The organism is Aerococcus sanguinicola, from assembly GCF_001543145.1.
Taxonomy (GTDB): Bacteria; Bacillota; Bacilli; order Lactobacillales; family Aerococcaceae; genus Aerococcus; species Aerococcus sanguinicola.
In genome coordinates this window covers 347,030-370,771 of the sequence record NZ_CP014160.1, presented here as the reverse complement: position 1 = coordinate 370,771, position 23,742 = coordinate 347,030, and the positions used below count along the sequence as shown (strand labels likewise).

At 52.3% G+C, this 23,742-nt stretch carries 17 protein-coding genes; all 17 read left to right on the top strand.

Annotated elements, in window-relative coordinates:
- Nucleotides 1–7: 7 nt before the first annotated feature.
- The 17 genes from rpe (at nucleotide 8) to rpsP (ending at nucleotide 23,730) form a co-directional block, all read left to right on the top strand.
- Complete coding sequence (gene rpe / locus AWM72_RS01825) at nucleotides 8–664, top strand: ribulose-phosphate 3-epimerase (protein ID WP_101603770.1); 657 nt, start codon at nucleotides 8–10, stop codon at nucleotides 662–664.
- Nucleotides 664–1,332 carry a thiamine diphosphokinase gene (locus AWM72_RS01820; RefSeq protein ID WP_067972286.1) on the top strand — a complete coding sequence of 223 codons (669 nt, stop codon included), beginning with the start codon at nucleotides 664–666 and terminating at the stop codon, nucleotides 1,330–1,332. The genes rpe and AWM72_RS01820 overlap by 1 nt, the downstream gene beginning before the upstream one ends.
- Before the next feature lie 79 nt (nucleotides 1,333–1,411).
- Nucleotides 1,412–1,600 (top strand): 50S ribosomal protein L28, encoded by a 189-nt coding sequence (gene rpmB / locus AWM72_RS01815; RefSeq protein WP_067976505.1) that lies wholly within the window; start codon nucleotides 1,412–1,414, stop codon nucleotides 1,598–1,600.
- Between the two features lie 652 nt (nucleotides 1,601–2,252).
- Nucleotides 2,253–4,190: a heavy metal translocating P-type ATPase gene (locus tag AWM72_RS01810; RefSeq protein ID WP_067972283.1), complete on the top strand. Its 1,938-nt coding sequence runs from the start codon at nucleotides 2,253–2,255 to the stop codon at nucleotides 4,188–4,190.
- A gap of 1,144 nt (nucleotides 4,191–5,334) precedes the next feature.
- Nucleotides 5,335–5,697 carry an Asp23/Gls24 family envelope stress response protein gene (locus AWM72_RS01805; protein WP_067972279.1) on the top strand — a complete coding sequence of 121 codons (363 nt, stop codon included), beginning with the start codon at nucleotides 5,335–5,337 and terminating at the stop codon, nucleotides 5,695–5,697.
- Nucleotides 5,698–5,751: 54 nt separating this feature from the next.
- A complete protein-coding gene (locus AWM72_RS01800) occupies nucleotides 5,752–7,389 on the top strand; it encodes a DAK2 domain-containing protein (protein ID WP_067976503.1) in 1,638 nt (545 codons plus the stop codon).
- Between the two features lie 1,189 nt (nucleotides 7,390–8,578).
- Complete coding sequence (locus AWM72_RS01795) at nucleotides 8,579–9,598, top strand: MsnO8 family LLM class oxidoreductase (protein ID WP_067972276.1); 1,020 nt, start codon at nucleotides 8,579–8,581, stop codon at nucleotides 9,596–9,598.
- Between the two features lie 49 nt (nucleotides 9,599–9,647).
- Nucleotides 9,648–11,693: an ATP-dependent DNA helicase RecG gene (gene recG, locus AWM72_RS01790; RefSeq protein WP_067972273.1), complete on the top strand. Its 2,046-nt coding sequence runs from the start codon at nucleotides 9,648–9,650 to the stop codon at nucleotides 11,691–11,693.
- A gap of 49 nt (nucleotides 11,694–11,742) precedes the next feature.
- Nucleotides 11,743–12,768 (top strand): phosphate acyltransferase PlsX, encoded by a 1,026-nt coding sequence (gene plsX, locus AWM72_RS01785; protein WP_067972269.1) that lies wholly within the window; start codon nucleotides 11,743–11,745, stop codon nucleotides 12,766–12,768.
- A gap of 1 nt (nucleotide 12,769) precedes the next feature.
- Nucleotides 12,770–13,021 carry an acyl carrier protein gene (locus AWM72_RS01780; RefSeq protein WP_067972265.1) on the top strand — a complete coding sequence of 84 codons (252 nt, stop codon included), beginning with the start codon at nucleotides 12,770–12,772 and terminating at the stop codon, nucleotides 13,019–13,021.
- A 794-nt stretch (nucleotides 13,022–13,815) separates the two neighbouring features.
- On the top strand, nucleotides 13,816–14,520 hold the full coding sequence (gene rnc / locus AWM72_RS01775) for a ribonuclease III (protein WP_067972262.1): 705 nt from the start codon (nucleotides 13,816–13,818) through the stop codon (nucleotides 14,518–14,520).
- A 13-nt stretch (nucleotides 14,521–14,533) separates the two neighbouring features.
- Nucleotides 14,534–18,136 (top strand): chromosome segregation protein SMC, encoded by a 3,603-nt coding sequence (smc, locus tag AWM72_RS01770; protein ID WP_067972259.1) that lies wholly within the window; start codon nucleotides 14,534–14,536, stop codon nucleotides 18,134–18,136.
- Nucleotides 18,114–18,944, top strand: a complete 831-nt coding sequence (locus AWM72_RS01765) for a Cof-type HAD-IIB family hydrolase (protein ID WP_067972255.1) — start codon at nucleotides 18,114–18,116, stop codon at nucleotides 18,942–18,944. Before smc ends, AWM72_RS01765 begins: the two co-directional genes overlap by 23 nt.
- A gap of 51 nt (nucleotides 18,945–18,995) precedes the next feature.
- On the top strand, nucleotides 18,996–20,027 hold the full coding sequence (ftsY, locus tag AWM72_RS01760; protein ID WP_067972252.1) for a signal recognition particle-docking protein FtsY: 1,032 nt from the start codon (nucleotides 18,996–18,998) through the stop codon (nucleotides 20,025–20,027).
- Nucleotides 20,028–21,040: 1,013 nt separating this feature from the next.
- On the top strand, nucleotides 21,041–21,391 hold the full coding sequence (locus tag AWM72_RS01755) for a putative DNA-binding protein (protein WP_067972249.1): 351 nt from the start codon (nucleotides 21,041–21,043) through the stop codon (nucleotides 21,389–21,391).
- Nucleotides 21,392–21,407: 16 nt separating this feature from the next.
- Entirely contained in the window at nucleotides 21,408–22,847 is a 1,440-nt protein-coding gene (ffh, locus tag AWM72_RS01750; protein WP_067972244.1) for a signal recognition particle protein, read from the top strand.
- 610 nt (nucleotides 22,848–23,457) lie between these two features.
- A complete protein-coding gene (gene rpsP / locus AWM72_RS01745; protein WP_067972242.1) occupies nucleotides 23,458–23,730 on the top strand; it encodes a 30S ribosomal protein S16 in 273 nt (90 codons plus the stop codon).
- Nucleotides 23,731–23,742: the final 12 nt, after the last annotated feature.

Below are 23,742 nucleotides of genomic sequence, written 5' to 3'. Positions count from 1 at the left end.
AGAAGGAATCCAAATGAAAATTGCCCCATCTATTCTCAGTGCTGACATGTCAGCCTTTGCGAGTGAAGTGAAACGGATTGAGGAAGCCGGTGCCGACTGGGTTCATATCGACATCATGGACGGCCACTATGTCCCTAATCTAACTTTTGGGGCGCCTATTGTTGCGGCCCTCCGTCCCAAGTCCAAGCTCTTCTTCGACTGCCATCTCATGGTCAGCCGGCCAGAAGACTATGTGGACAGCCTGGCTGAAGCAGGAGCGGACCAGATGACCGTCCACGCCAATGCTAGCCAGCACCTCCACGCCCTAATCCAAAAGATCCACGGCCAGGACATGAAGGCAGCGGTGGCCCTCAACCCAGCGGATCCCGTCAGCTTGGTGGAGCCGGTTTTAGGCCAAGTTGACATGGTCCTCGTGATGACCGTCAACCCCGGCTTCGGCGGCCAGGCCTTCCTGCCTGAAGTGACCGATAAGATCAGCCAGTTGGCCCAAATCCGCGATGACCGGGGCCTCGACTTCCTGATCCAAGTCGACGGCGGGATCACAGACCAAACCATCAAGACCTGCTACGACAAGGGGGCGGATGTTTTTGTCGCTGGCTCCTATGTCTACGGCCAAGACGATGTGAAACAAGCCATCCTCTCCCTGAAAGAAGCGGTGATCTAATGGCCCAGCCGCAAGCCTTGTTAGTCGGAAGCGGGGACCTGGAAGACAAATGGTTGGAGACCCTGGCTATCGGCCCCCAAGACTTTTGCCTAGGGGTGGACAAGGGGGCGCGTCGACTCTTAGAAGCCGGCCTGCCCCTGGACCTGGCCCTGGGTGACTTCGATTCGGTCACAGCGGAAGAGAAGGCATGGATCTGTTCGGAAGCCAAGGAGGTGGTAGACCTGCCTGCCATGAAGGACGCCACCGATTTGGAGGAAGCCCTGGACTATCTCATCAAGATGAACTGGCAGGGGACCATCCGCTGCCTGGGCTTTCTCGGCGGCCGTTTGGACCACACCCTGAGCGTGGTCTGGTTGGGCTACCTGGACCGCTACCGGGACCTTCTGGAAGATTTGACCTTCGAAGATCCCTACAACAGCCTGGGCTTCCTCTTGCCCGGTGACCACCAAGTCGACCGCCAGTCCGATAAGAAATATTTGTCCTTTATTGGCCTGGGACCGGTGGCGGACTTGACCTTGAACCAGGTGGTCTATACCCTGGACAAGTATCAGATGACCACCCCGCGTGCTTTTATCTCCAACGAATTCCTGCCCGATGCGTCGACCATGACCCTGAGCTTTAGTTCGGGGCGTCTCTTGGTGATCCAGAGCCGGGATGCTTGGCGGTAAAAAAATCTTGCGAGGGGCTGGACTTTATGCTATGATTGTTTGGTACATGATTTTTGAACGAAGGGAGTATGATGACATAATGGCTAAAGAATGCTACTTCACGGGTCGTAAAGCAAAAACAGGAAATAACCGTTCTCACGCTTTAAACGCTTCAAAACGTTCATTTAAAGCAAACTTACAAAAAGTTCGTATTATTGAAGACGGTAAACCTAAACGTGTATGGGCGTCAGCTCGTGCTATCAAATCAGGTCTTGTTAAGCGTGCCTAAGACTTATAAATAAAAAATGGAGCTGGGATTGTGGTCTCGGCTTCTTTTTTTGTATCTATATGAATGAGACTGTTCTTGTGAGCATGCGTTACGCTGTTGAATTTGGTCCTTGAAGAGCCATGGCACCGGTTCGGGCCTCGGTCTCTCGCCTAGCGAGATTCAAACGGTTCGTACGGCTTATGCCTACGATCCGTAATTCTCTTCGCTTGCTTTTTCATGGCTAACGATCCCTTTCAAGCTCCACTCCTGCTCACTAGTTGAATAGCAAAAAAATAAGTGAATCCCGGTTTTATTTGAAAAGTTTGAAGCAATTCTGCTTTTATTTGTAAGGGGTAGGGGGATTGGTGGTGCTGGTGAGTTGCTATCTGCATTCAGGGCTCTTGAGCGCAAATAGGCGACTTGCCTTTACACCCTGTTAATAAAAATATGCTGAGTTCAAGCTTGTGGTGGCAGCCTTGGCTTGTTTTTTCTTTTTGGCAGATTTTTTAGCTTAAAAGGATTGACATATGAAATTCCGTTCAAGTATAATAAGGGTACGAATGAGTGGTGCTTCATGTAAGCCCTTGTTTTATAGATGAACAGCTATTCATATGTAACCCATACAAGCTAAATGAACTGAAAGTATTACAAACGAGCTAAGGAGGAAAATGAAATGTGCGAGAAGACTTTAGAGGTCCAAGGGCGCCAGGACCAGGCGACCGCAGAAGACCAACACGACCATGACGGGAAGTTGCCGGTTATCATGTACTTTGTCGGCTTAGCGGCTTTCTTCATTGGTCTCTACTTGGAGGCGACGGGATCGGGCTATGCCAGCCTGGCTTTTACCGCAGCGATTGTGACCGCTGGCTACCATATTATCCTTGAAGGTTTTGGCGATACGATTCGTAAGAGCCTCGAAAATAAGAAATTCTTACCCAATATCCACTTTCTCATGGCCCTGGCTACGGCTGGTGCTATGGCGATCGGTAACTTCGAAGAGGGGGCGCTCTTGATTGTGATTTTTGCGGGGGCCCACTTCTTGGAAGACTATGTGGACGGCAAGAGCAAGCGTGAGATTACCAATCTCCTGCAGATGAACCCAACGGAGGCCCGTTTGATTTTGGCCAATGGTGAGACCCAGGTGGTTCCTGTCGACCAGGTCAAGGTTGGCGACCAGTTGAAGGTGCTCAACGGGGACCAGATTCCGACTGACGGGGTTATCCTCTCCGGGCTGACGACGGTGGATGAATCGTCGATCAATGGCGAGAGCATGCCTAAGGAGAAGGGGGAAGGCGACGAGGTCTTCGGTTCGACCATCAACGGTAGCGGGACTTTCACCATGGAGGTTACCAAGGACAGTTCCGAGACCGTTTTTGCCCAGATCCTAGACATGGTCAACCAGTCACAATCTAGCCTAACCAAGACTGCCAGCCTGATCCAGCGCTTGGAACCTAAGTATGTGACCCTGGTCCTCCTGCTCTTCCCGCTCGTCCTCCTGTCCGGCCCTTACATCTTCGGTTGGACCTGGGAGATGAGCTTCTACCGGAGCATGGTTTACCTCATCGCTGTTTCCCCTTGTGCCCTGGCTGCCAGCGCCGTGCCCGCGACCCTGTCCACCATCTCCAACCTGTCGAAAAAAGGTGTCCTGGTCAAGGGTGGGGCCTACCTCTCTAAGGTCGCTGACCTCCAGGCGATTTCTTTCGATAAGACGGGCACCTTAACTTACGGCAAGCCCAGCGTGACCGATGCCTACTTCGATGATTCGGTCGATGAAGCGGCCATGGTCGATATCCTAGTCGCTATGGAAAAGGAATCCAACCACCCCCTAGCCACGGCCATCCTCAAGCACTTCACGCCCCAGACAGCTCCTGCCTTAACCGTTGAAAACGAACTGGGACGGGGCTTGTCAGCCAACTACCAAGGCCAGACTTACCGGATCGGCAAGCCTTCCTCCTTCGCCCAAGTTAAGGCAGACTTTAAGGCCAAAGAAGAAGCGCTGGGCCAAGAAGGCAAGACCGTGGTTTACATGGCGGTCAATGAAGAAGTGGTCGGCCTGATCGCCCTCATGGACCTGCCCAACCCAGCGGCCAAGGAAGCCATCGCCTACTTTAACCGGGAAGGCATCCACACCACCATGATCACCGGCGACGCCAAGCTGACCGGGGAAGCAGTGGGCCGGATGATCGGCATCCAAGAAGTAGTGGCCAATGTCATGCCTGAAGATAAGGCCGGCATTGTCGCTGATCAACAAGCCGCATTCGGCACCACCGCCATGTTAGGGGACGGGGTCAACGACGCGCCCGCTCTCGTCAAGGCCGATGTGGGGGTGGCCATGGGGGACGGAACGGATGTCGCCATGGACGTGGCTGACCTGGTCCTCATGCAAAACGACCTCTCCAAGATGGTCTATGCCCACCACTTAGCTAAGAAGATGGACCGGATCACCTGGCAAAACATCGCCTTCTCCATGCTGGTCGTGCTAACCCTGGTCACCCTCAACTTCCTCGGTAAAATGGACATCGCAATCGGCGTCATCATGCACGAAGGCTCCACCATCCTCGTCATCATCAACGCCCTCCGCCTGCTCATGACCCCGCGCGAGTTTAAATAATCGGACGAATAAAAGGGGGCTGGTGAGCAGCCAAGCCCCACTCTAGTATTCGCTAATCCATTGCTTTCAAACAAAATTAATCAAAAGCGGACGCTTGTTAACGACTAGCGTTCGCTTTTTTCGATGGCATGAGTTAACAGATGACTGATAAGACACTCTAAAAAGCATAGAAACGGACAAATCCCCTATCGTTTTGTCTGTAACACGGAGAGAAACGGACAAATCCCCTATCGTTTTGTCTGTAACACGGAGAGAAACGGACAAATTCCCTACCGTTTTGTCTGTAACATGGAGAGAAACAGACAAGTCACCTACAGATTTGTCCACAAGCTAGGGAGAAACGGACAAATCCCTAGCACTCTTGTCCATAAAGATCGAGAAGCTGCTTCTTCCCAAGAGGAGTGGCAGTATCGGCTCGCAAACCTGCCTCTTTTCAAGAGGAGTGGCAGCATCGACTCGAGAAGCTGCCTCTTCCCAAGAGGAGTGGCAGTATCAGCTTGCGAAGCTGCCTTTACTCAGAGGAAATGGCGGGATTTCAATAAATCAACGCTTGCTCACTCGCCATTTATATTTTTGCTAGGTACTTGCTCCAACCATACTGCAATTATTCATAATAAAAAAATCACTCATTCAAGAAATTTATATTTATTCTATCAACAACTGTGTACTAAAAAATACCATTTTTATTAAAAGCACTTTATAATTTGCGCAATCGAAATAGTAAGCATAATTATATTTATTAAGCAGACTAAAGTTTGAGCAGGAGTGGAGCGTTGAAGTTGGTCCTTAGCCGTGAACAAGCAAACGATGTGAATTAGGGATAGTCGGCGTAAGCCGTACTAGCCCTTTGAAGCTCGTTAGGTGAGGGACCTTGGCCCGAACCGGTGCCACGGCTCTTCAAGGACCAAATTCAACAGCGCAACGCATGCTCACTCTCAATTCGTGTTTTTACAATCCGATTGTACTATCATTTTCCTTAGCTAACCCCACTTTTTAAATAATAAATGTCTTAATTTACATAATTTAGCTAAAGAATATAGTATAATGAGAGAGAATGTGTAGAAATTGTGCTTTGAATCCGTTACACTATTCATAAGGATTTTTTAAATTAATAGCTTCATATATCTATAAGGAGGCTTTTTAGATGACAGTAAAAATGGAAGCAAAACATGGTGAAATTGAAATTAGTGACGAAGCCATTGCCATGGTAGTCGGCAAGGCCACCACCCAAAACTACGGCGTGGTCGGCATGGCTTCGAAGAATCAAATTCGTGACGGCATCCAAGAAATTCTCAACCGGGAAAACTATGCGCGCGGCGTGGTGGTCCACAGTGAAGACCAACGCGTGGTTGTAGATGTTTATATTATCGTGAACTATGGTACTAAGATCTCCGAAATTTGTCGTAACGTCCAAAGTTCTGTGAAGTTTGAGTTAGAGAAGGTTCTAGGCCTCTCTGCCAACGTGGTGAATGTCTTTGTCCAAGGCATTCGAACGGATGTCGACTAGGAAAGCTTGAGGAGGTTTAATGTGAATTCGATAGATGCAAAAGAGTTAAAAAATATGATTTCGGTAGGGGCCAAGCGCCTCGAAGACCAGGCGGAATATGTCAATTCCTTGAACGTCTTCCCGGTTCCAGATGGGGACACAGGGACGAATATGAGCCTTTCCTTCACTTCAGGCTGTGACCTGGTGACGACTAATAATGCCCAAGATGTCGGTCAGGTGGCCCAAGACCTCGCCAAGGGACTCTTGATGGGCGCCCGGGGTAACTCCGGCGTGATCCTGTCCCAGTTATTCCGCGGTTTTGCCAAGGGTTGCGAGGAGAAGGAAGTCCTCTCCGGCCAGGACCTCGCGGATGCTTTTAACCATGGGGTGGAAACGGCCTACCAAGCGGTGATGAAACCGGTGGAAGGGACTATCCTAACCGTGGCGCGCGAGGCAGCAGAAGCCGGGATGGCCGCCGCCAAGCAGCAGGACGACCCTATCCATGTCATGGAAGAAGTCCACAAGGGGGCTGAGGAAGCGCTGATCAAGACGCCAGACCTCCTACCTGTCCTCAAAGAAGTGGGCGTTGTCGATAGTGGGGGCCAGGGCCTGTTTATTATTTACACCGGCTTTTTAGAAGCGCTCAAGGGTGAAAAGATTGCAGTCGATGACAAAGTGGGGATGTCCCAAGCAGATGTGACGGAACTGGCCCACCAGGAAAACTACTTCAAGACCTCCCATGCCGTGTCCAATGAAGACATCACTTATGGCTACTGCACGGAGATCATGGTCAAACTGGGCGAAGGGGAGACCGTTACCGACAGCTTCGACTATGAGACCTTCCGCAACTTCCTCAACGACTTGGGCGACTCGCTCCTGGTGGTTAACGACGAAGAAGTGGTCAAGGTCCATGTCCACACCGAACACCCCGGCCAAGTGCTCGAATACGGGCAAAAATTTGGCTCGCTGATTAAGATCAAGGTCGACAACATGCGCCTCCAACACGACACCATCCTCGAAGGCAAGGCCCAAGTCTCTGCGCCAGCTAAGCCTAAGGAAAAAATTGCCGTGATTGCGGTGGCAGCTGGCCAAGGCATCCAAGACATGTTCCAAAGCCTGGGCGTCTCCAAGGTCATCAATGGCGGTCAAACCATGAACCCCTCGACGGAAGACATTGTCAAGGCGGCCCAAGAAGTTAACGCGGAAAGCTATCTGATCTTGCCGAATAACAAGAACATCTTCATGTCGTCCAAGCAGGCGGCAGAGATCTTGGACCAAGACGCCCGCGTGGTGGAATCCAAGTCCATCTCCCAAGGCCTGACTGCCATGCTGGGCTACAACCCAGAAGCCAGCCTGGATGAGAATGCGGAAGCCATGACTAGCGAACTGGCCTATGTTAAGTCCGGCCAAGTCACCACCTCTGTCCGCGATACCAAGATTAGCGACCTAACCATTAAGGAAGGCGACTACATGGGCATCGTCAACGGCGACATCATCAGCAGCCAAGCTGACCGAAAAGCCCAAACCCTAGCCACCGTTGAGGCCATGCTGGATGAGGATTCCGAAATCGTGACCCTCTTCTTCGGCGAGGGTGTGAGCCAAGACGAAGCCGAGGCTTTGGCAGAGGAAGTCGAAGCCAAGCACGAGGACATCGAAGTGGAAGTCCACGAAGGCCAACAACCGGTCTATGCTTATTTGATTTCGGTGGAATAGGGGGATGGTGCCTGATGAGCATCCGTTCCGCTTTTGAATTTGGGCCTTGAAGAGCCATGGCACCGGCTCGAGCCAAGGTCTCTCGCCTAGCAAGCTTCAAAGGGCTAGTACGGCTAGCGCCTACTATCCCTAATTCACATCTAGTCGGGTTCAGGCTAGCAGAAATAGCTCCTCTTCGCAAAGATCCGCCGAAGACTTGCAGTCTTCTCTGGCTCTTTGCTCCAGAGGTCTATTTCTCCCGCTAGCCTTCGCACCCTAAAGCTTGCTTATCATGGCTAAGGCCCAACTTCAAAGCTCCACTCCTGCTCATAAGGGCATGGTAGAGTAAGCACTACTACAAAAAATAAAGAATCCATTTCAATAATGGAGAAGAAAAAGCAGTGTCAATGTAAATGGCGCTGCTAGAAGGGTCCTGCCGTTTAAGCGGGGCCTTTTTTTGTGGAATGGTGCCATGAGCATCCGTTCTGCTTTTGAATTTTTGCCTTGAATTCTAATGGGGCGAGTACGGCTGACGCCTACGATTCTTCTAGTGAGGATGAAGTCTTTTTTGAATTTGATCCTAAAAACTCCAGATCAAAGCTTCGATTTTGTGGATAAACTTGGGCTAAGGAAAATTTATTCAATTATTATTTAGCTAGTATCAGCTATGAAAGATACTGTATCAATGAGACTTGTGCTACTAGAGTTTTCCTGCTTTTAATTAGTTCTTTTTTATTTTCAATTTTAATTTTAATAGGTATGCAAGATTTGTTTGCAAGTCAAGTGTGAGCAGGAGTGGAGCTTGAAAGTGATCGTTAGCCGTGACCAAGCAAGCGAAGCGAATTACGTATCGTAGGCGTTAGCCGTACGAGACGTTTGAGTCTCGCTAGGTGAGGGACCTTGGCCCGAACCGGTGCCACGGCTCTTTAACGATCAATTTAAAAGCGAAACGCATGCTCACCAGCACAGTCTCAATCATCAATTCACGCTATATTTAATACAAAATCTGTACCAAACCTCTAAAAGTTCGCTACATAGGAGCTCCAGTGATCGGCTCAGTTGATAGGTCCCAGCTTGCTTTGGCCAGCGCTTGGATAGGCAGGAGGGGAAATGCTTGTAGGCTAACTATAATTTAGTGTTATAATAAGCTTAATGAGGAAAATTGCAGAGCCCAGTGCTTGTGGGTAGTGGGCGTGGGAGGAATGTTGGAATGAACGGCAAGCAGACGAATATTGGGATTTTGGATTTTATTCCCCGGGACAAGGACACGACGGCGACGGATGCTTTTGATAGCTCGGCCCAGCTGATCCAGTACGCGGACCAGCTCCAGCTAAAGCGCTACTGGTTTGCGGAGCACCACAGTACACCGTCGATCTTTAGCTCGAGTCCTTTCTTGCTGACGGCGCACTTTGCCTCGAAGACCGAGCAGATCCGGGTGGGGGTTGGTGGCGCCATGGTCAATAACCAGTCGACCTATCAGATGGCGGAGAAGATCCGTACCCTCCAGGCCATGTACCTCAACCGCGTCGATGCCGGCCTAGGCAAGAGCCGATCTGGGGACGCTATGAATGACATCCTGGACCGGGAGTTCTTCCAGTCTGACTTGACCTATGAGGAGAAGCTCCAGTCGACGGCGGCTTTCTTGGCGAATTCTTTTCCGCCTGGCCATCCCTATGCCAACCGGCTCTTGATTCCCCACCGGGTGGGGGACCAGCCCGAGCTCTTTATCCTAGCCGGGAGTGCCAATAATGTCCAAGCAGCAGCGCGGATGGGTTTTGGTTTGAACTACGGCCTCTTTATCAACAGCGACCTTAAGGAAGCTGAGCGGGCCATTGCTGACTACCGGGCCAATTTTGAGCCCTCCGCCTTCTTCAGCCAGCCCCGGGTTATTGTGTCCCTATATGTGGTAGCGGCCTATGATGAGAAACTTCTGCCCGCCCTGGAGACGGCGGTTGACTATTGGAGCCTAGCCTTCAAGTTCGACAAGCGGTCGGTCTACCAGCTCCTCTCGGTCGATGATGCCGCCGATTTCCCCTTTGACCAGCGAGAAAAAGCTCTCTTGAGGGCGAATAAGAACCAAAAAGTCGTCGGGACGCCCAAACAGGTGGCCAGCCAGCTCCAGAGCTTGAAGAAGCGCTTGGACTGCGACGAATTCATGGTGCTCAACCAATTGCCGGCCCACATTTACCGCAAACAATTGCTGGAAATCTTGAGCGAGATAGTGATTTAAGGCGAATTATGTTAAAATTAAAGAAGAATATTTAGAAGGGAAGTGAAGCATGATGTCAAGTCTTTCCGATCCGGTGACAAAGATCCCAGGGGTAGGCCCCAAGACGGCCGACCGCCTGGAAAAAATTGGAATTGTAACGGTGAAAGACTTGCTCTACCACTTCCCTTTTCGCTATGAGGACCTCTCGGTGGAGGATGTGGCCGAACTGGAGGATGGGCAGAAGGCGACAGTCATGGGCCGGGTCACAACGCCCGCTGTGATCGATTATTTTCGCGGCAAAAAGGGCAGCCGGCTGACCTTCACCCTGGCCGTCCAGCACGAGGTCTTGCGGGTGGTCTTCTTCTACCAGCCCTATCTCAAGGACAAGGTCAAGGTAGGGGAGGACTTGGTGGTCTACGGCAAGTTCGACGCCAACCGCCAGCAGATGATTGGCCAGCGGATTATTGACCTGGCCCAGTCCGATGACCTGAGCGAACAAGCCTCGGTCTACCGGCTGACGTCGGGGCTCTCACAGAAGCAGCTCGTGACTTATATCCGTCAGGCCTGGGAGCTCTACGCTGACCAGATTGAAGAAGTCCTGCCCGATGAATTGCGGGAGAAATATGGCCTAGTGACCCACCGCCAAGCTCTGGAGTGGATGCACTTTCCAGCGGATGGGGAGGCTTCTCGCCAGGCCCGCTACCAGATCAAGTACCAGGAATTCTTCCTCTATATCCTCCGCATCCAATGGCGCAAGCTGGTCAAGCGCCGGTCTGAACAAGGCATTGCCATCGCTTACGACAACCAGGCCCTGGTCCGCTTTATCCAGTCCATCCCCTTTGAACTCACCCAGGGGCAAAAAGAAGTGGTCAATGAGATCTGCGCCGACCTCCGCCAGCCCTATCAGATGAACCGCCTCCTCCAGGGGGATGTGGGGAGCGGGAAAACGGTCGTGGCCTTCATTGCCTTGATGGCGGCCGTCTACGGGGGCTACCAGGGGGCTTTTATGGTGCCTACCGAAATCCTGGCCGACCAGCACTACCAGTCGGCCCAGAGCCTCCTGCCTCCTGACCTTAAGCTGGCCTGCCTGACGGGCTCGACCAAGGCCGCCGACCGCCGGCAGATTCTTGACGACCTGGCCAATGAAGACCTGGATCTCTTGATTGGGACCCATGCCCTGATCCAGGACGAGGTCGACTTTGCCCAGCTCGGCTTTATTATTATCGATGAGCAGCACCGCTTCGGGGTCAAGCAGCGGGCCCGCCTGATCGAGAAGGGCAAGTGGGCCTTACCTAATGTCCTCTACATGACGGCAACGCCTATCCCGAGGACCCTGGAGATCACCACCATGGGCGACATGGACGTCTCCAAGCTCAAGGAGCTGCCCAGCGGCCGCCAGCCCATCACCACGACTTGGCTGCGGCCCAGCCAGGAAGAGACGGCCCTGGACCAATTGGAAGGGGAGCTTCGATTGGGCCACCAGGCTTATATCATCTGCCCCCTGATTGCGGAATCGGAGACCCAGGAAGCCCAGAACGCTGAAGAGATCTACCAGCGCTTTTGCACTTACTTTGCGGGCCGCTTCCAGGTGGGCCTCCTCCATGGTAAAATGTCCAATGAGGAGAAGGACCAGGCCATGGCTGACTTCCAGGAACAAAGAAGCCAGGTCTTGGTGGCCACCACGGTGGTTGAGGTCGGGGTCAATGTCCCCAATGCGACCTTTATGATGATCCTGGATGCCGACCGCTTCGGCCTCGCCCAGCTCCACCAGTTGCGCGGGCGTGTGGGTCGGGGGGATGCTCCCTCCTACTGCGTCCTGATTGCCGACCCCCGTACCGAGAACGGTCGCGAGCGGATGGCCATCATGACCCAGTCGACAGACGGTTTCTACCTGAGCCAGGCTGACCTGGAGCTCCGGGGGGCGGGGGATTATTTTGGCACCAAGCAGAGTGGCCTGCCTAGCTTCAAGCTGGCCGATCCCCTAGCGGATGCGACCATCCTCGAAGCGGCCCGCCAGGATGTGGGCTACTTCATGCCCTATCTGGAGACCCACGCCGGGCAATACCCCCAACTCCTGGCCTATCTCAAGGCCCTGGACCAGGATGTTCAGGCCTAGCCCTTTTGACCAATGAAGCAAGACAAAACAAGGATTAAAGGAGAAAACAATGAGAATTGCAATTGATGCCATGGGCGGCGACCACGCCCCAGAAGTTCCTCTGAGAGGCGCCCTCAAGGCTGCCCAGGAATACCCAGACTTAGAGATTCAACTATACGGCCAGACGGAGGCCCTAGCTGCCTATCTGCCCGACAACCTGCCGGCTAACCTCCAAATCGTCGAGGCAGAGGAAGTCATCGGTACTGCTGAAGAACCCGTCAAGGCCCTGCGCCAGAAGAAAAAATCTTCCATGGTTCTCGGCTTAAAGGCCGTGCGCAAGGACCAGGCCGACGCCTTTATCTCAGCCGGCAATTCGGGCGCTCTGATGGCCGGAGCCCTCATGCAGGTGGGGCGGATGAAAGGGATTAGCCGGCCCGCCTTCCTGGTCAACATGCCCTGCTTTACAGACTTCAACAAGTCCTGGGTCCTGATCGACGGGGGCGCTAATGTGGACAACAAGCCGGCCCACCTCCACCAATACGCCATCATGGGCTCGGCCTACATGGCGGCGGTCAAGGGGATTGACCAGGCCCGGATCGGTCTTTTGAACAATGGCAAGGAAGCCGGCAAGGGCAACCAGCTCACCCAGGCGGCCTATGAGCTCCTCAGCCAGGAAGAGACGATCAATTTCATCGGCAATGTGGAACCCAGCGAGGTCCTCAACGATGCCTGCGATGTGGTCGTGGCAGATGGTTTTGCGGCCAACATGGTCCTCAAGAGCCTGGAAGGTGCCAGCAAGGCCTTCGTGACCCTCTTGTCCGATACCTTGAAGACGGCCTCCTGGAAGAGCAAGGTCGCTGGCCTCTTAGTCAAGGAAGACCTCAAAACTGCCTTTGCGGGCCTCAACTCCGATAATATTGGGGCTGGAGTGGTCTTCGGCGTCAAGCAGCCGGTCCTCAAATGCCACGGCTCAGCAAAGGACGACGCCTTTTACTATGCCATCCTCCAAGCCCGGCAGATGGTTTCTAGCCAGCTTTACGACCAACTAGCCCAAGACTTTGAAGCTTTAGCCCAAAGAGAGAAAGAGGAAGATTGAGATGGAAGTGGAGTTAAAAGTCTTTCAAATGATCATTGACCGCTACGGAGTGGAAGCCGAACGCGTCAGCCGGGACCTGTCCTTCACTGACGATCTCGGCGCCGACTCCCTTGACGTGGTGGAATTGATTATGGAACTCGAAGACATCTTCGGCATCCAGATCCCCGATGACAAAGTGGAGTCGATTGAAACGGTGGGGGATGTCCTCGATTACATCCGCGATAATGTCCCCTCAGCCGAAGATAAAGCCTGAGGATAGATAGCGATGGAATGTCCGAGCCCTGCTGGATATTCCATCGCTTAGTCTATTTATTTCGGTATAAATATTTTAAACTGTGCTAGTGAGCATCCGTTCCGTCTTGAAAGTGATCGTTAAAGAGCCGAGGCACCGGTTCGGGCCAAGGTCCCTCACCTAGCGAGACTCAAACGGAGAGTAAGGCTTGCGCCAACTCTCCATAATTCGCTTCACTTGCTTGGTCACGGCTAACGATCACTTTCAAGCTCCACTCCTGCTCACAATTAAATAGTAAAAATATTTGAATATCAGTGCTAAAATAAAATTTAAATCAGACTAGTAAACCTTGGTTTTATTTTAGCAGCAGTAATCGTTGCATATTTAGAAACGCAATAATGACCAAAGTGTACTACCAAAAGGGTAGCTCTCTTCTGGAATAATTTGGAATTATCAAAAGAGATGCAATTACTGCGATTTAAAAAGTGAAGGAATGTTTATTAGTAGAATTCATAAAGAATTTATTTTATTAGATTTTGTAATTGCTGATAAGATTTCATAAATTTAACAATTTATTTTATGAGCAGTAGTGGAGCGTTGAAGTTGGTCCTTAGCCATGGAAAAGCAAGTAAAGCGAATTACGGAGCGTAGGCTTTAGCCGTACGGTCCGTTTGAGATTTGCTAGGCGAGAGACCGAGGCTCGAGCCGGTGCCATGGCTTTTCAAGGACCAAATTCAACAGCGCAACGGATGCTCATCAGCACAGTTATTATCATAAATTTTACCCATTACAAAAAAAGAAAGCGAGCGATTGGAATGAATTTTGATGCGATTAAGGACTTATTTTCCAGCCAATTCGGTTTAGAAATCCAGAATTTGGCTTATTATGAAACAGCCTTCACCCATTCCAGCTATGTGAATGAGAAGAAGCGCGAAGACCTGAATGACAATGAACGAATTGAATTCTTAGGAGATGCAGTGATTGAGCTCCTCGTCTCCAACTACCTCTATGCCCACTATCCCGAACTCCGCGAAGGTGATCTCTCCCGCTTCCGGGCCCGGATTGTCTGCGAAGAGAGCCTGTCCAAGCGCTGTGTGGAACTGGGCTTGGACCGCTTGATCCGCCTGGGCAAGGGGGAAGAAGCTAACGGCGGGCGAAAGCGTCCCGGCCTCCTCTGCGACCTCTACGAAGCGGTCTGCGGGGCGGTCTACAAGGACCTGGGCCTGGAAGCTGTCGAAGTGATCCTAGCCGACAATATCTACCCCAAGATCAAGGCCGGGCGCTTTGACCGTCAAATGGACCCTAAGACGGCCCTCCAGGAAGAATTACAGAAGAATGGTGAGATCAACCTCTCCTATGACCTACTTGAAGAGAGCGGACCAGCCCACAACCGGGTCTTCCGCATGGCTGTATCGCTCGACGGCCAAGTCATCGGGGAGGGCCAGGGCCAGTCCAAGAAGGCCGCCCAACAAGCGGCGGCCCAAGAAGCCTTAGACCAACTCGCAAAGAAAGACCAGTAGAAGGGGGCTTTCAGTGTATTTAAAGTTAATCGAATTGACCGGCTTTAAGTCCTTTGCGGAGAAGACCCGGATTGAATTGGACCGGGGCTTTACAGCCATTGTCGGCCCTAATGGTTCGGGCAAGTCCAATATTACCGAGGCCATTAAGTGGGTGCTTGGCGAACAATCAGCCAAGTCCCTGCGCGGCAAGCGGATGGATGACGTGATCTTCGCTGGCTCGGAGGCCAAGCGCAAGGCCCAGTATGCCGAAGTGACCTTGACCTTCAACAATGAAGACCGGGTCCTAGCCATTGACCAGGACGAAGTCTCCATCAGCCGCCGCTATACCCGGTCCGGGGAAGCCACTTACATGATCAACCGCCGCCAGTGCCGGCTCAAGGACATCACGGAATTGATGCTGGATACCGGTGTGGGCCGGGATTCCTTTTCCATTATCTCCCAAGGCCGGGTGGAGGCGATTTTCACCCAGAAGGCGGAAGAGCGGCGGGGGATCTTCGAAGAGGCAGCTGGCGTGATGAAGTACAAGAGTCGCAAGGTCGAGGCTGAGCGCAAGTTAGCCCGGGCCGAGGACAATCTCAACCGGATTGAAGATATTTTAAGCGAGGTGGCGGGCCAGTTCGAACCCTTGGAGGACCAGCGCAATGTCGCCCTCAAGTACCAGGCGACCAAGCAGGAGCTTTCGGAGATTGAGATCGCCCTGACCAGCGTCCAGGTGGAGACCCTGTCCGAGCAGTGGCAGGTGGCCCAGCGCGACCTGGAGGAGTGTAAGGACCAAGTCAACCAGCTCAAGGCCGACCTGAAGACCTACCAGGACCAAGCTGACCAGGTCCAGAGCCAGGAAGAAGCCAAGGAGGACCAGGTCAACCAGCTCCAGACGGACTATGTGGATACGGTCCAAAAGACCGAGAAGCTCCAAGGGAAGATCCGCCTCTACCAGGAGAAGCAGGACTTCCACCAGCGCGACCAGTCCAGCCAGCAGAATTTCTTAGCTGAACTCGACCAGGGCATCCAGGAAGCCAAGCAGGAAGTCGAAAGCCTGAGCCTCCATGTGGACCGGGTGCGCCAGGACTATGCCGACCAGGAAAAGGAACACCAGCGGCTCAACCAGGCCCTGGAGGAATTGACTGCCGGCCAGGCCGAGCTTTTGGAGACTAAGCGCAATGACTACATCGACGCCCTCCAGGCCCAGGCCCGCTACGATAACGAACAAAAAGAAATCACTAAGGAAAGCGACCGGCTCAAAGACCAATTGGCCCGCTACCAGAAGGACCAGGAAGCTAAACAGGCCCAGTACGATAAGCTGACCAAAGACCGGGAAGACCGCAACCAGGCCTACCAGGACAAAAAGAAATCGACTGAAGACTTGCTCAACAACTACCAAGAACTCGCCCAAGAGGCTAAGACCTACCAGGCCGACTTGGAAGCGGCTGACCAAGCCTACCGCCAGGCCCATGAGCGGATGATCCAGGTCCAAGCCCGGCTGACCAGTCTGGAAGACTTGGAAGAGAGCCATGCCGGTTTCTTCTACGGGGTGAAGAATGCCCTGGGAATGAAAGACCGGATTTCTGGCATCCACGGGGCTGTCGCTGACCTCATCCAAGTCGATCCCACCTATACAGCAGCGGTCGAAACCGCCCTGGGAGGGGGCCTACAAAATATCGTGACGGCGGATGCCAAGGTGGCCAGCCAGGTTATCCAAGCCTTGAAGAAAGAGCGGGGAGGACGGGCGACCTTCCTCCCGCTGGCTGTTATCCGGCCCCGCCAGCTCAGCCAACAAGTCCTAAACCAGGCCCAGTCCTGCCCCGGCTATGTGGGCGTTTTGGCAGACCTGGTCACTTATGAATCGACCTACCGCGCTGTCATGATGAATCTCATGGGAACGACCCTAGTGGCCGATAACTTGGACAATGCCCGGCAGATGGCGGCCAAGCTCGGCCAGCGCCAACGGATTGTTACCCTGGAAGGCGATATCATCCATGCCGGCGGGTCGATGACCGGGGGCCAGCAGAAGCAGGACAAGAGCGGCCTCCTCTCCCGTAAGCAGGAGATCGACCGCCTGCAAGTGGAAGAAGCAGAGCTGGCTAAGGCCCAAAGTCAGAGCCAGGCCGACCGCCAGGCTGTCCAGACCAAGGGCCAAGCCATTCTAGACCAAATGGAAGCGGTCAAGGAAGCCGGCAGCGAGAGCCGCTTGAAGGAGCAAGAGCTCAAGCAGGCCCTGGATCAAGTCGACCGGGATTTGAAAAACTTAGCAGCCGACCTGGACCTGGTCAAGATGGACCAAGCCACTGCCAAGGACCAAATCCAAGAACTGGACCAGCAGGCAGGCGAGCTTGACCAGAAGTCGAAAGACCAGGCTGAGGCGGTCCAAGAGCTCAAGGCTAGTATCGAGCGGATGAATTTATCCGAGTCGGACCGGGCCCAGCGCCTCCAGGACTTCCAAGCCGAACTTCGCCAGTTTGAGAGCCAGTTCGCCGTCTTAGCTGAGCAGAAGAAGCAGGCTGAGAAGGACTACCAGGCCGCCCAAGCGACCCTCAAGCAAAAGGAAAAAGACCAGGTCCAAACCAAGCAGGCCCTGGCTGACCTGGACCAAGAATTGAGCGAGCACAGTGGCCAGGCTGAGCGCTACCAGGCCGACTACCAAGCGGCTAAAGCCCAGCTCAAGGAAGTCGACCAAGCTCTCAAGGCAGCCCGCCAAGCCCGCAAAGACCTCCAAAAAGAAAGCCAAGCATTGAGTCAAAAACAACAAGCTTTAAACGACCAGCTCCAGGAAGCCCTGGGCCAACAAGCCAAGCTCGGCGCGACCGTTTCCCGCTACGAGGTCTCTATCGACAATCACTTGGACCACCTGCGGGAAGAATACGGCCTGACCTATGAGCGGGCCCGGGAGATCAGCCAGCTGGACATGTCCATGGAGGCTGCCTCGACCAAGGTCCGCCAGCTCAAGCAGACCATTGAAGACCTGGGGCCCGTTAACTTGGCAGCTATCAAGGACTATGAAGAGGTCAAGGAGCGCCATGACTTCATGACCAAGCAGTGGGAGGACGCTGACCAGGCCAAGACCAACCTCTACCAGACCATTCAGGGGATTGACCAAGAAGTTACCGAACGCTTCAAAGTGACCTTTGAAGCTATCCGCGATGCCTTTGAAACGGTCTTTCCCAAACTCTTTGGCGGGGGCAAGGCCACCCTGGTCCTCACCGATCCCGATGACCTCTTGAATACGGGGGTCGAAATCATGGCCCAGCCCCCTGGCAAGCACCTCCAGCTCCTCAGCCTCCTATCAGGCGGGGAGCGGGCCCTGACCGCCATTGCCTTGCTCTTTGCCATCCTCCATGTCAAGACCATCCCCTTCACCATCCTGGATGAGGTGGAGGCTGCCTTGGACGATGCCAATGTCCGCCGCTACGGCCAGTACCTACAGAATTTTTCCAAAGAAAACCAATTTATCGTCATTACCCACCGCAAGGGCACCATGGAGGCCGCCAATGTCCTCTATGGGGTGACCATGCAGGAATCGGGAATCTCCAAGCTGGCCTCGGTCAGCCTGGCAGACTTTGACGCGGAAGCACTTGAAGAAGGAAAGGAGTCTCGTGATGAAAGCACTCGTGGCCATTGATCTGGACGGCACCTTACTCAATCCCGACAAGGAGGTGAGTGCGGCCAACCGCCAGGCCATCCAAGAGGCCCTGGCTGCCGGTGTCGAGATAGTGATTTGCACCGGCCGCCCCTTAGCGGCCATTGAAGCCATTCTCCAAGAAGTTGGCCTGGATAGCGCCGACCACTACAGCGTCACCTACAATGGGGGACTGGTGGTTGCCAACCGCGGCCAGGAAGTTCTCTTCGAAGCCTCCTTGACTAGGGAAGACCTGGCAAGGATTTACCCAGTCCTCCACGACTTGGACCTGCCCCTAGAAGCAGTCAGCCGCAACCGGGTCTACCAGCTGCCCTATCCAACAGACTATCCGGGACACTATGGGGATGCCCGCGACTTCCTACCGACTGAGAAAGTTAGCCTGGAAGATCTTGACGACAACCTGACCTTCCCCAAGCTGGTGGTCGCCACAGAAGCTGACCACCTGGACGCCCAAATCCCCAAGCTGCCCCCAGCCTTTTACCGAGACTATTCCCTTATCCATTCGGTGCCTGAAGAGTTGGAATTTATGGCCCAGGGGATCGACAAGGGCAAGGCCCTAGGTGTTTTGGCCGACCGACTGGCTTACCAGAAGGACCAGGTTTATGCCATCGGTGACGAGCGTAACGACGCCGCTATGTTCGCCTATGCCGGAATGGGGATTGCCATGGCCAACAGCCACCCCGACATCCTGGCCCAGGCCGATCTCACCACCCGGTCCAATCGTGAAGACGGGGTCGCCTATGCCCTTAGAGAATTTATTTTAAAAAAACCAGGAGACTTGATACAATAAGACCAGAAGCGACCGAGTTGTCGCAAGGACAAAAAGAAAGGTGGCCCAAGCATGGGATTATTTGATCGCATTAAGAAAGCCTTCACTGGGGAAGACCCCATTGTTACGGACAAGCAAGATACAGCCGAAGAAAAAGAGGAGCAGATAGTCTTTGAGAAGTATGACAAAGGGGTTGAAAAGACCCGGAAGACCTTCTCAGAGCGGATTAATGAGCTCTTTGCGGGCTTCAGAGAAGTGGATGAAGACTTCTTCGATGACCTGGAAGAGACCCTGATTTCCAGCGACGTGGGCTTCGACATGACCATCGCCCTGTCGGATGCCGTCCGCGAAGAAATCCAGTTGAAGAATGCCCGGTCCGGTGAAGAAGTTAAAAACACCGTGGTCGAAAAGATGATTGAGATCTACGACAAGGGGGAAAGCCCTGAAGTTGAAATCAATGAAAGTCAGACGGACGATCCGACCGTGATGCTCTTTGTGGGCGTGAACGGGGTCGGCAAGACCACTACTATCGGGAAACTGGCTTATCAATTAAAGGCCAAGGGTAAGAAAGTCCTCCTCGTGGCCGGCGATACCTTCCGGGCCGGGGCCGTGGAACAGCTCGAAGAATGGGCGCACCGGGTGGACGTGCCGATTGTCTTGGGCCGCGACCAGGGCGACCCTGCCTCTGTTGTCTTCGATGGCGTCAAGCGGGCCAAGGCAGAGGGCTTCGACTATCTCTTGGTGGATACGGCGGGGCGCCTCCAGAACAAGGCCAATCTGATGGCGGAATTGGAGAAGATGAACCGGGTCATCCAGCGGGAAATTCCTGATGGCCCCCACGAAACCCTCTTGGTCCTCGATGCCACAACCGGGCAGAATGCCCTCCAACAAGCCAAGGAGTTTGCCAAGGTGGTTAATATCACGGGCATTATCCTGACGAAGATGGACGGGACCGGCAAGGGGGGCGTGATTTTCGCGATCCGCTATGAGTTGGATATTCCGGTGAAGTTTATTGGCCTGGGCGAGCAGCTGGATGACCTGCAGAAGTTCGATCCGGAGCAGTTTATCTACCAGATGGTGCGTGATGTGGTGGAAGTGCAATAGGCTGAGGATTGCAGTGAAAAGTAGATTATTTGCTTGATGGAGACTGTGCTGGTGAGCATGCGTTCCGTCTTGAAAGTGATCGTTAAAGAGCCGTGGCACCGGTTCGGGCCAAGGTCCCTCACCTAGCGAGACTCAAACGTCTCGTACGGCTGGCGCCTACGATACGTAATTCGCTTCGCTTGCTTGGTCACGGCTAACGATCACTTTCAAGCTCCACTCCTGCTCACAACAGGAATTGCTAAGCAAATCTCAGCCTATAAAAGGGTGATTAAATGGTGCTGGTGAACATGGGTTGCGTTTTGAGAATAATTAAAGGGTGCTGATGAGCATGCGTTCCGCTGTTGAATTTTAGAAGGGCAAGAACGGCTGATCCTCCATTTCTGCTCAAACATCGTTGGTATAGAAATTGTTCTTTAATGACTAAACATAAAAAAAGAGTCTTAAAAAACTATGGAAGATCACAGTCAAGCAATCCACCAAGTTTAAAAAAATATTAAAACGTACTTTGGGATACAAGGCTTGATTCTCTGTGTTAATGGTGAGTTCAAAAGTCTAAATAAAACGCTATTTCACTAGTACTATTTATTATTATTTTATAGAACTGTTGGTTGAATATTTATTTAACGATCTATTTATGAGCAGGAATGGAGCTCGAGTTTGATCGTTAGCCATGAAAAAGCAAACGAAGCGAATTAGGGAGAGTTGGCGCAAGCCTTACTCTCCCTTTAAGTCTCGTTAGGCGAGAGACCTTGGCTCGAGCTGGTGCCATGGCTTTTTAACGATCAAACTCGAAGCGAAATGGATGCTCACCAGCACAATTTTCTATTAAGTATTTATCTAATCCTAACAACTGTCTAGATCTTATTTGCTTTAGCTTTTAGGAGAATGCTTGTGAGCTTATAAAGGAAGATTTGAATTGACTTTCTTTTGGGGCTTCGTTATCCTTAAGTATTGTTAGGAGGAGCGGCGGGCTTGGCTTGTTGGCTCCGAGATCAGTTAAGGGGCGAATGTGAATGGAATTGGAAAAGACGAATGAGATGAACCGCCTCTATGATTTTTATGGCGATTTGTTGACGGCTAAGCAGCAGGCTTATATGGCGCTCTACTACCAGGATGATTATTCGCTGGGGGAGATTGCGGAGGCTTATGATGTTAGTCGTCAGGCGGTCTATGACAATATTCGGCGGACGGAGAAGATTCTCCAGCGCTATGAATCGGTCCTCCATAATGTCAAGGCCTACCGCCAGCGTAAGCGTTTGGGTCAGAAGGTCCAATCCTATATCGACAGTCAGTATCCGGAAGATCAAGTCTTGCAGGAGATGCTGGCAGAATTAATGTTATTAAATGATGAAATCGATGACTAAAGTGTGAGGTGTAAATATGGCATTTGAAAATTTATCAGACCGCTTGCAGGGTGCCATCCAGGGTGTCGGCAAGAAGGGTAAGATTACTGAAGCAGACCTGAAGGAAATGATGCGGGAAGTCCGCCTGGCGCTCTTGGAAGCCGATGTTAACTTTAAGGTGGTTAAGAGCTTTGTCAAGCGGGTCAATGAGCGGGCCCTGGACAGTGAGGTTCTAGCCTCCTTATCGCCGGCCCAACAGGTGGTTAAGATTGTTAACGAAGAGTTGACCGAGCTCTTAGGGGGCGAGCAGGTAGGGATCGACTATGCGTCAGCTGGTCAACCGACTGTCCTCATGATGGTCGGCCTCCAAGGGGCAGGGAAAACGACGACTGCCGGGAAGTTAGCCAACTACCTGCGCAAGGAAAAAGGCCGCAAGCCGCTCTTGGTAGCGGGCGATATCTACCGGCCAGCTGCCATCAACCAGCTCCAAACCATCGGCCAGCAGCTGGACCTGCCCGTTTTTGAATTGGGTAACCAGGTAGACCCGGTCGAAATTTCCGAGAAGGCCATCCAATACGCCCAAGAAAAGGGCTATGACACGGTCTTCATCGATACCGCCGGCCGTCTCCAAATCGATGAGAAATTGATGAACGAGCTCAAAAACATTAAGGCAGCGGTCAACCCTAATGAAATCCTTTTGACCGTGGACGCCATGACCGGGCAAGAAGCTGCCAACGTGGCCAAGGCCTTCGATGATGAACTAGAGATTACCGGGGTAATGCTGACCAAGCTGGACGGGGACTCCCGCGGCGGGGCGGCCCTTTCCATCGCCAGTATCACGGGCAAGCCCATCAAGTTCGCCGGGACTGGGGAGAAGTTGGAAGATATTGAAATCTTCTACCCTGACCGGATGGCTAACCGGATCCTGGGCATGGGGGACATGTTGACCCTGATTGAGCGCGCCCAGAAGGAATTCGATGAGGCCGAAGCTGAAGCCATGGCCGCTAAGATGCGGGAGAATACTTTTGACTTCAACGACTTCATGAAGCAGATGGAGCAGATGAACAAGATGGGGCCTCTGGAAGATATTATCAAGATGATCCCTGGCCTCAACCAAATGCCGGGCTTGGACCAGCTCAAGATTGATCCAAAAGAAATGACCCGGACCAAGGCGATTATCCAGTCTATGACTAATTTCGAACGGGAAAATCCTGACGAAATCTCCCAGAGCCGACGCAAACGGATTGCCAAGGGTTCTGCGACCACGGTGGCTGAAGTCAACCGCTTGATCAAGCAGTTCAACCAATCGCGTGACATGATGAGTAAGATCTCTAACGGCAACTTGGGCGGTTTGGACAAGCTCATGGGTGGCATGGGCCAAGCAGGCGGCGGCAAACGCAACAAGATGCAAGAAGTCGCCAGCCGCCGCATGATGCGCAAGCTTAATAAGAAGCTCGGGAAAAAGAAACGCCGTTAAGGATTGATTAGGGGATTGTTTTTGGGAATGGTGCTGGTGAGCATGCGTTCCGCTGTTGAATTTGGGCCTTGAAGAGCCATGGCACCGGCTCGAGCCTTGGTCTCTCGCCTAGCAAATCTCAAACGGACCGTACGGCTAAAGCCTACGCTCCGTAATTCGCTTTACTTGCTTTTCATGGCTAAGGCCCAACTTCAACGCTCCACTCCTGCTCACATCTAAATTTCCAAACATGAATTGCTTAATCATTAGACGGCATTGGAAAAATTTAAATGTATTTAACAAGGGCGACTTTGACTAGTTTTGCCCTTTTCTTGATTTTGTGGTTCTAGGGAAACTGCATTATTTTGAGAGAAGATGCAGTAAAGTGCCGAGAAACTGCATTGTCTTGCAGGAAGATGCAGTAAAATGCCGAAAAACTGCATTATCTCAAAGGAAGATGCAATAAGTAGCTAGCAGAATCTTTTTCTCTGTGCTGGCTGCCCAGGCTTGACTTGATAAAAAATAGGCCTGTAAAGAAAAAATACTTTACAAGCCGGAGAAAAGCTGATATAGTATACAAATGTGATTAAAGAAAATATATATTGAAAAGAAACAAGGAGGAAATTAACTCATGGCAGTTAAAATTCGTTTAAAACGTATGGGTGCTAAACGTAACCCATTCTACCGTATTGTTGCAGCAGACGCACGTGCACCACGTGATGGTCGTATCATCGAAAAGATTGGGACTTACAACCCAACAACTGAACCTGAAGAAGTTGTTCTTGATGAAGAATTAGCTCTTAAATGGTTAGCTAACGGTGCGCAACCAACTGATACTGTTCGCAACATCCTTTCTCGTCAAGGGATCATGAAGAAACACCACGAAGCTAAAAACAACAAATAAGACTAGGATGAG

Bases quoted from the DNA above. Each gene is read 5' to 3' on its own strand.
- AWM72_RS01820 (WP_067972286.1), top strand. From the start codon at position 664: ATGGCCCAGCCGCAAGCCTTGTTAGTCGGAAGCGGGGACCTGGAAGAC.
- rpmB (WP_067976505.1), top strand. From the start codon at position 1,412: ATGGCTAAAGAATGCTACTTCACGGGTCGTAAAGCAAAAACAGGAAAT.
- AWM72_RS01810 (WP_067972283.1), top strand. From the start codon at position 2,253: ATGTGCGAGAAGACTTTAGAGGTCCAAGGGCGCCAGGACCAGGCGACC.
- AWM72_RS01805 (WP_067972279.1), top strand. From the start codon at position 5,335: ATGACAGTAAAAATGGAAGCAAAACATGGTGAAATTGAAATTAGTGAC.
- AWM72_RS01800 (WP_067976503.1), top strand. From the start codon at position 5,752: ATGATTTCGGTAGGGGCCAAGCGCCTCGAAGACCAGGCGGAATATGTC.
- AWM72_RS01795 (WP_067972276.1), top strand. From the start codon at position 8,579: ATGAACGGCAAGCAGACGAATATTGGGATTTTGGATTTTATTCCCCGG.
- recG (WP_067972273.1), top strand. From the start codon at position 9,648: ATGATGTCAAGTCTTTCCGATCCGGTGACAAAGATCCCAGGGGTAGGC.
- plsX (WP_067972269.1), top strand. From the start codon at position 11,743: ATGAGAATTGCAATTGATGCCATGGGCGGCGACCACGCCCCAGAAGTT.
- AWM72_RS01780 (WP_067972265.1), top strand. From the start codon at position 12,770: ATGGAAGTGGAGTTAAAAGTCTTTCAAATGATCATTGACCGCTACGGA.
- rnc (WP_067972262.1), top strand. From the start codon at position 13,816: ATGAATTTTGATGCGATTAAGGACTTATTTTCCAGCCAATTCGGTTTA.
- AWM72_RS01765 (WP_067972255.1), top strand. From the start codon at position 18,114: ATGAAAGCACTCGTGGCCATTGATCTGGACGGCACCTTACTCAATCCC.
- ftsY (WP_067972252.1), top strand. From the start codon at position 18,996: ATGGGATTATTTGATCGCATTAAGAAAGCCTTCACTGGGGAAGACCCC.
- AWM72_RS01755 (WP_067972249.1), top strand. From the start codon at position 21,041: ATGGAATTGGAAAAGACGAATGAGATGAACCGCCTCTATGATTTTTAT.
- ffh (WP_067972244.1), top strand. From the start codon at position 21,408: ATGGCATTTGAAAATTTATCAGACCGCTTGCAGGGTGCCATCCAGGGT.
- rpsP (WP_067972242.1), top strand. From the start codon at position 23,458: ATGGCAGTTAAAATTCGTTTAAAACGTATGGGTGCTAAACGTAACCCA.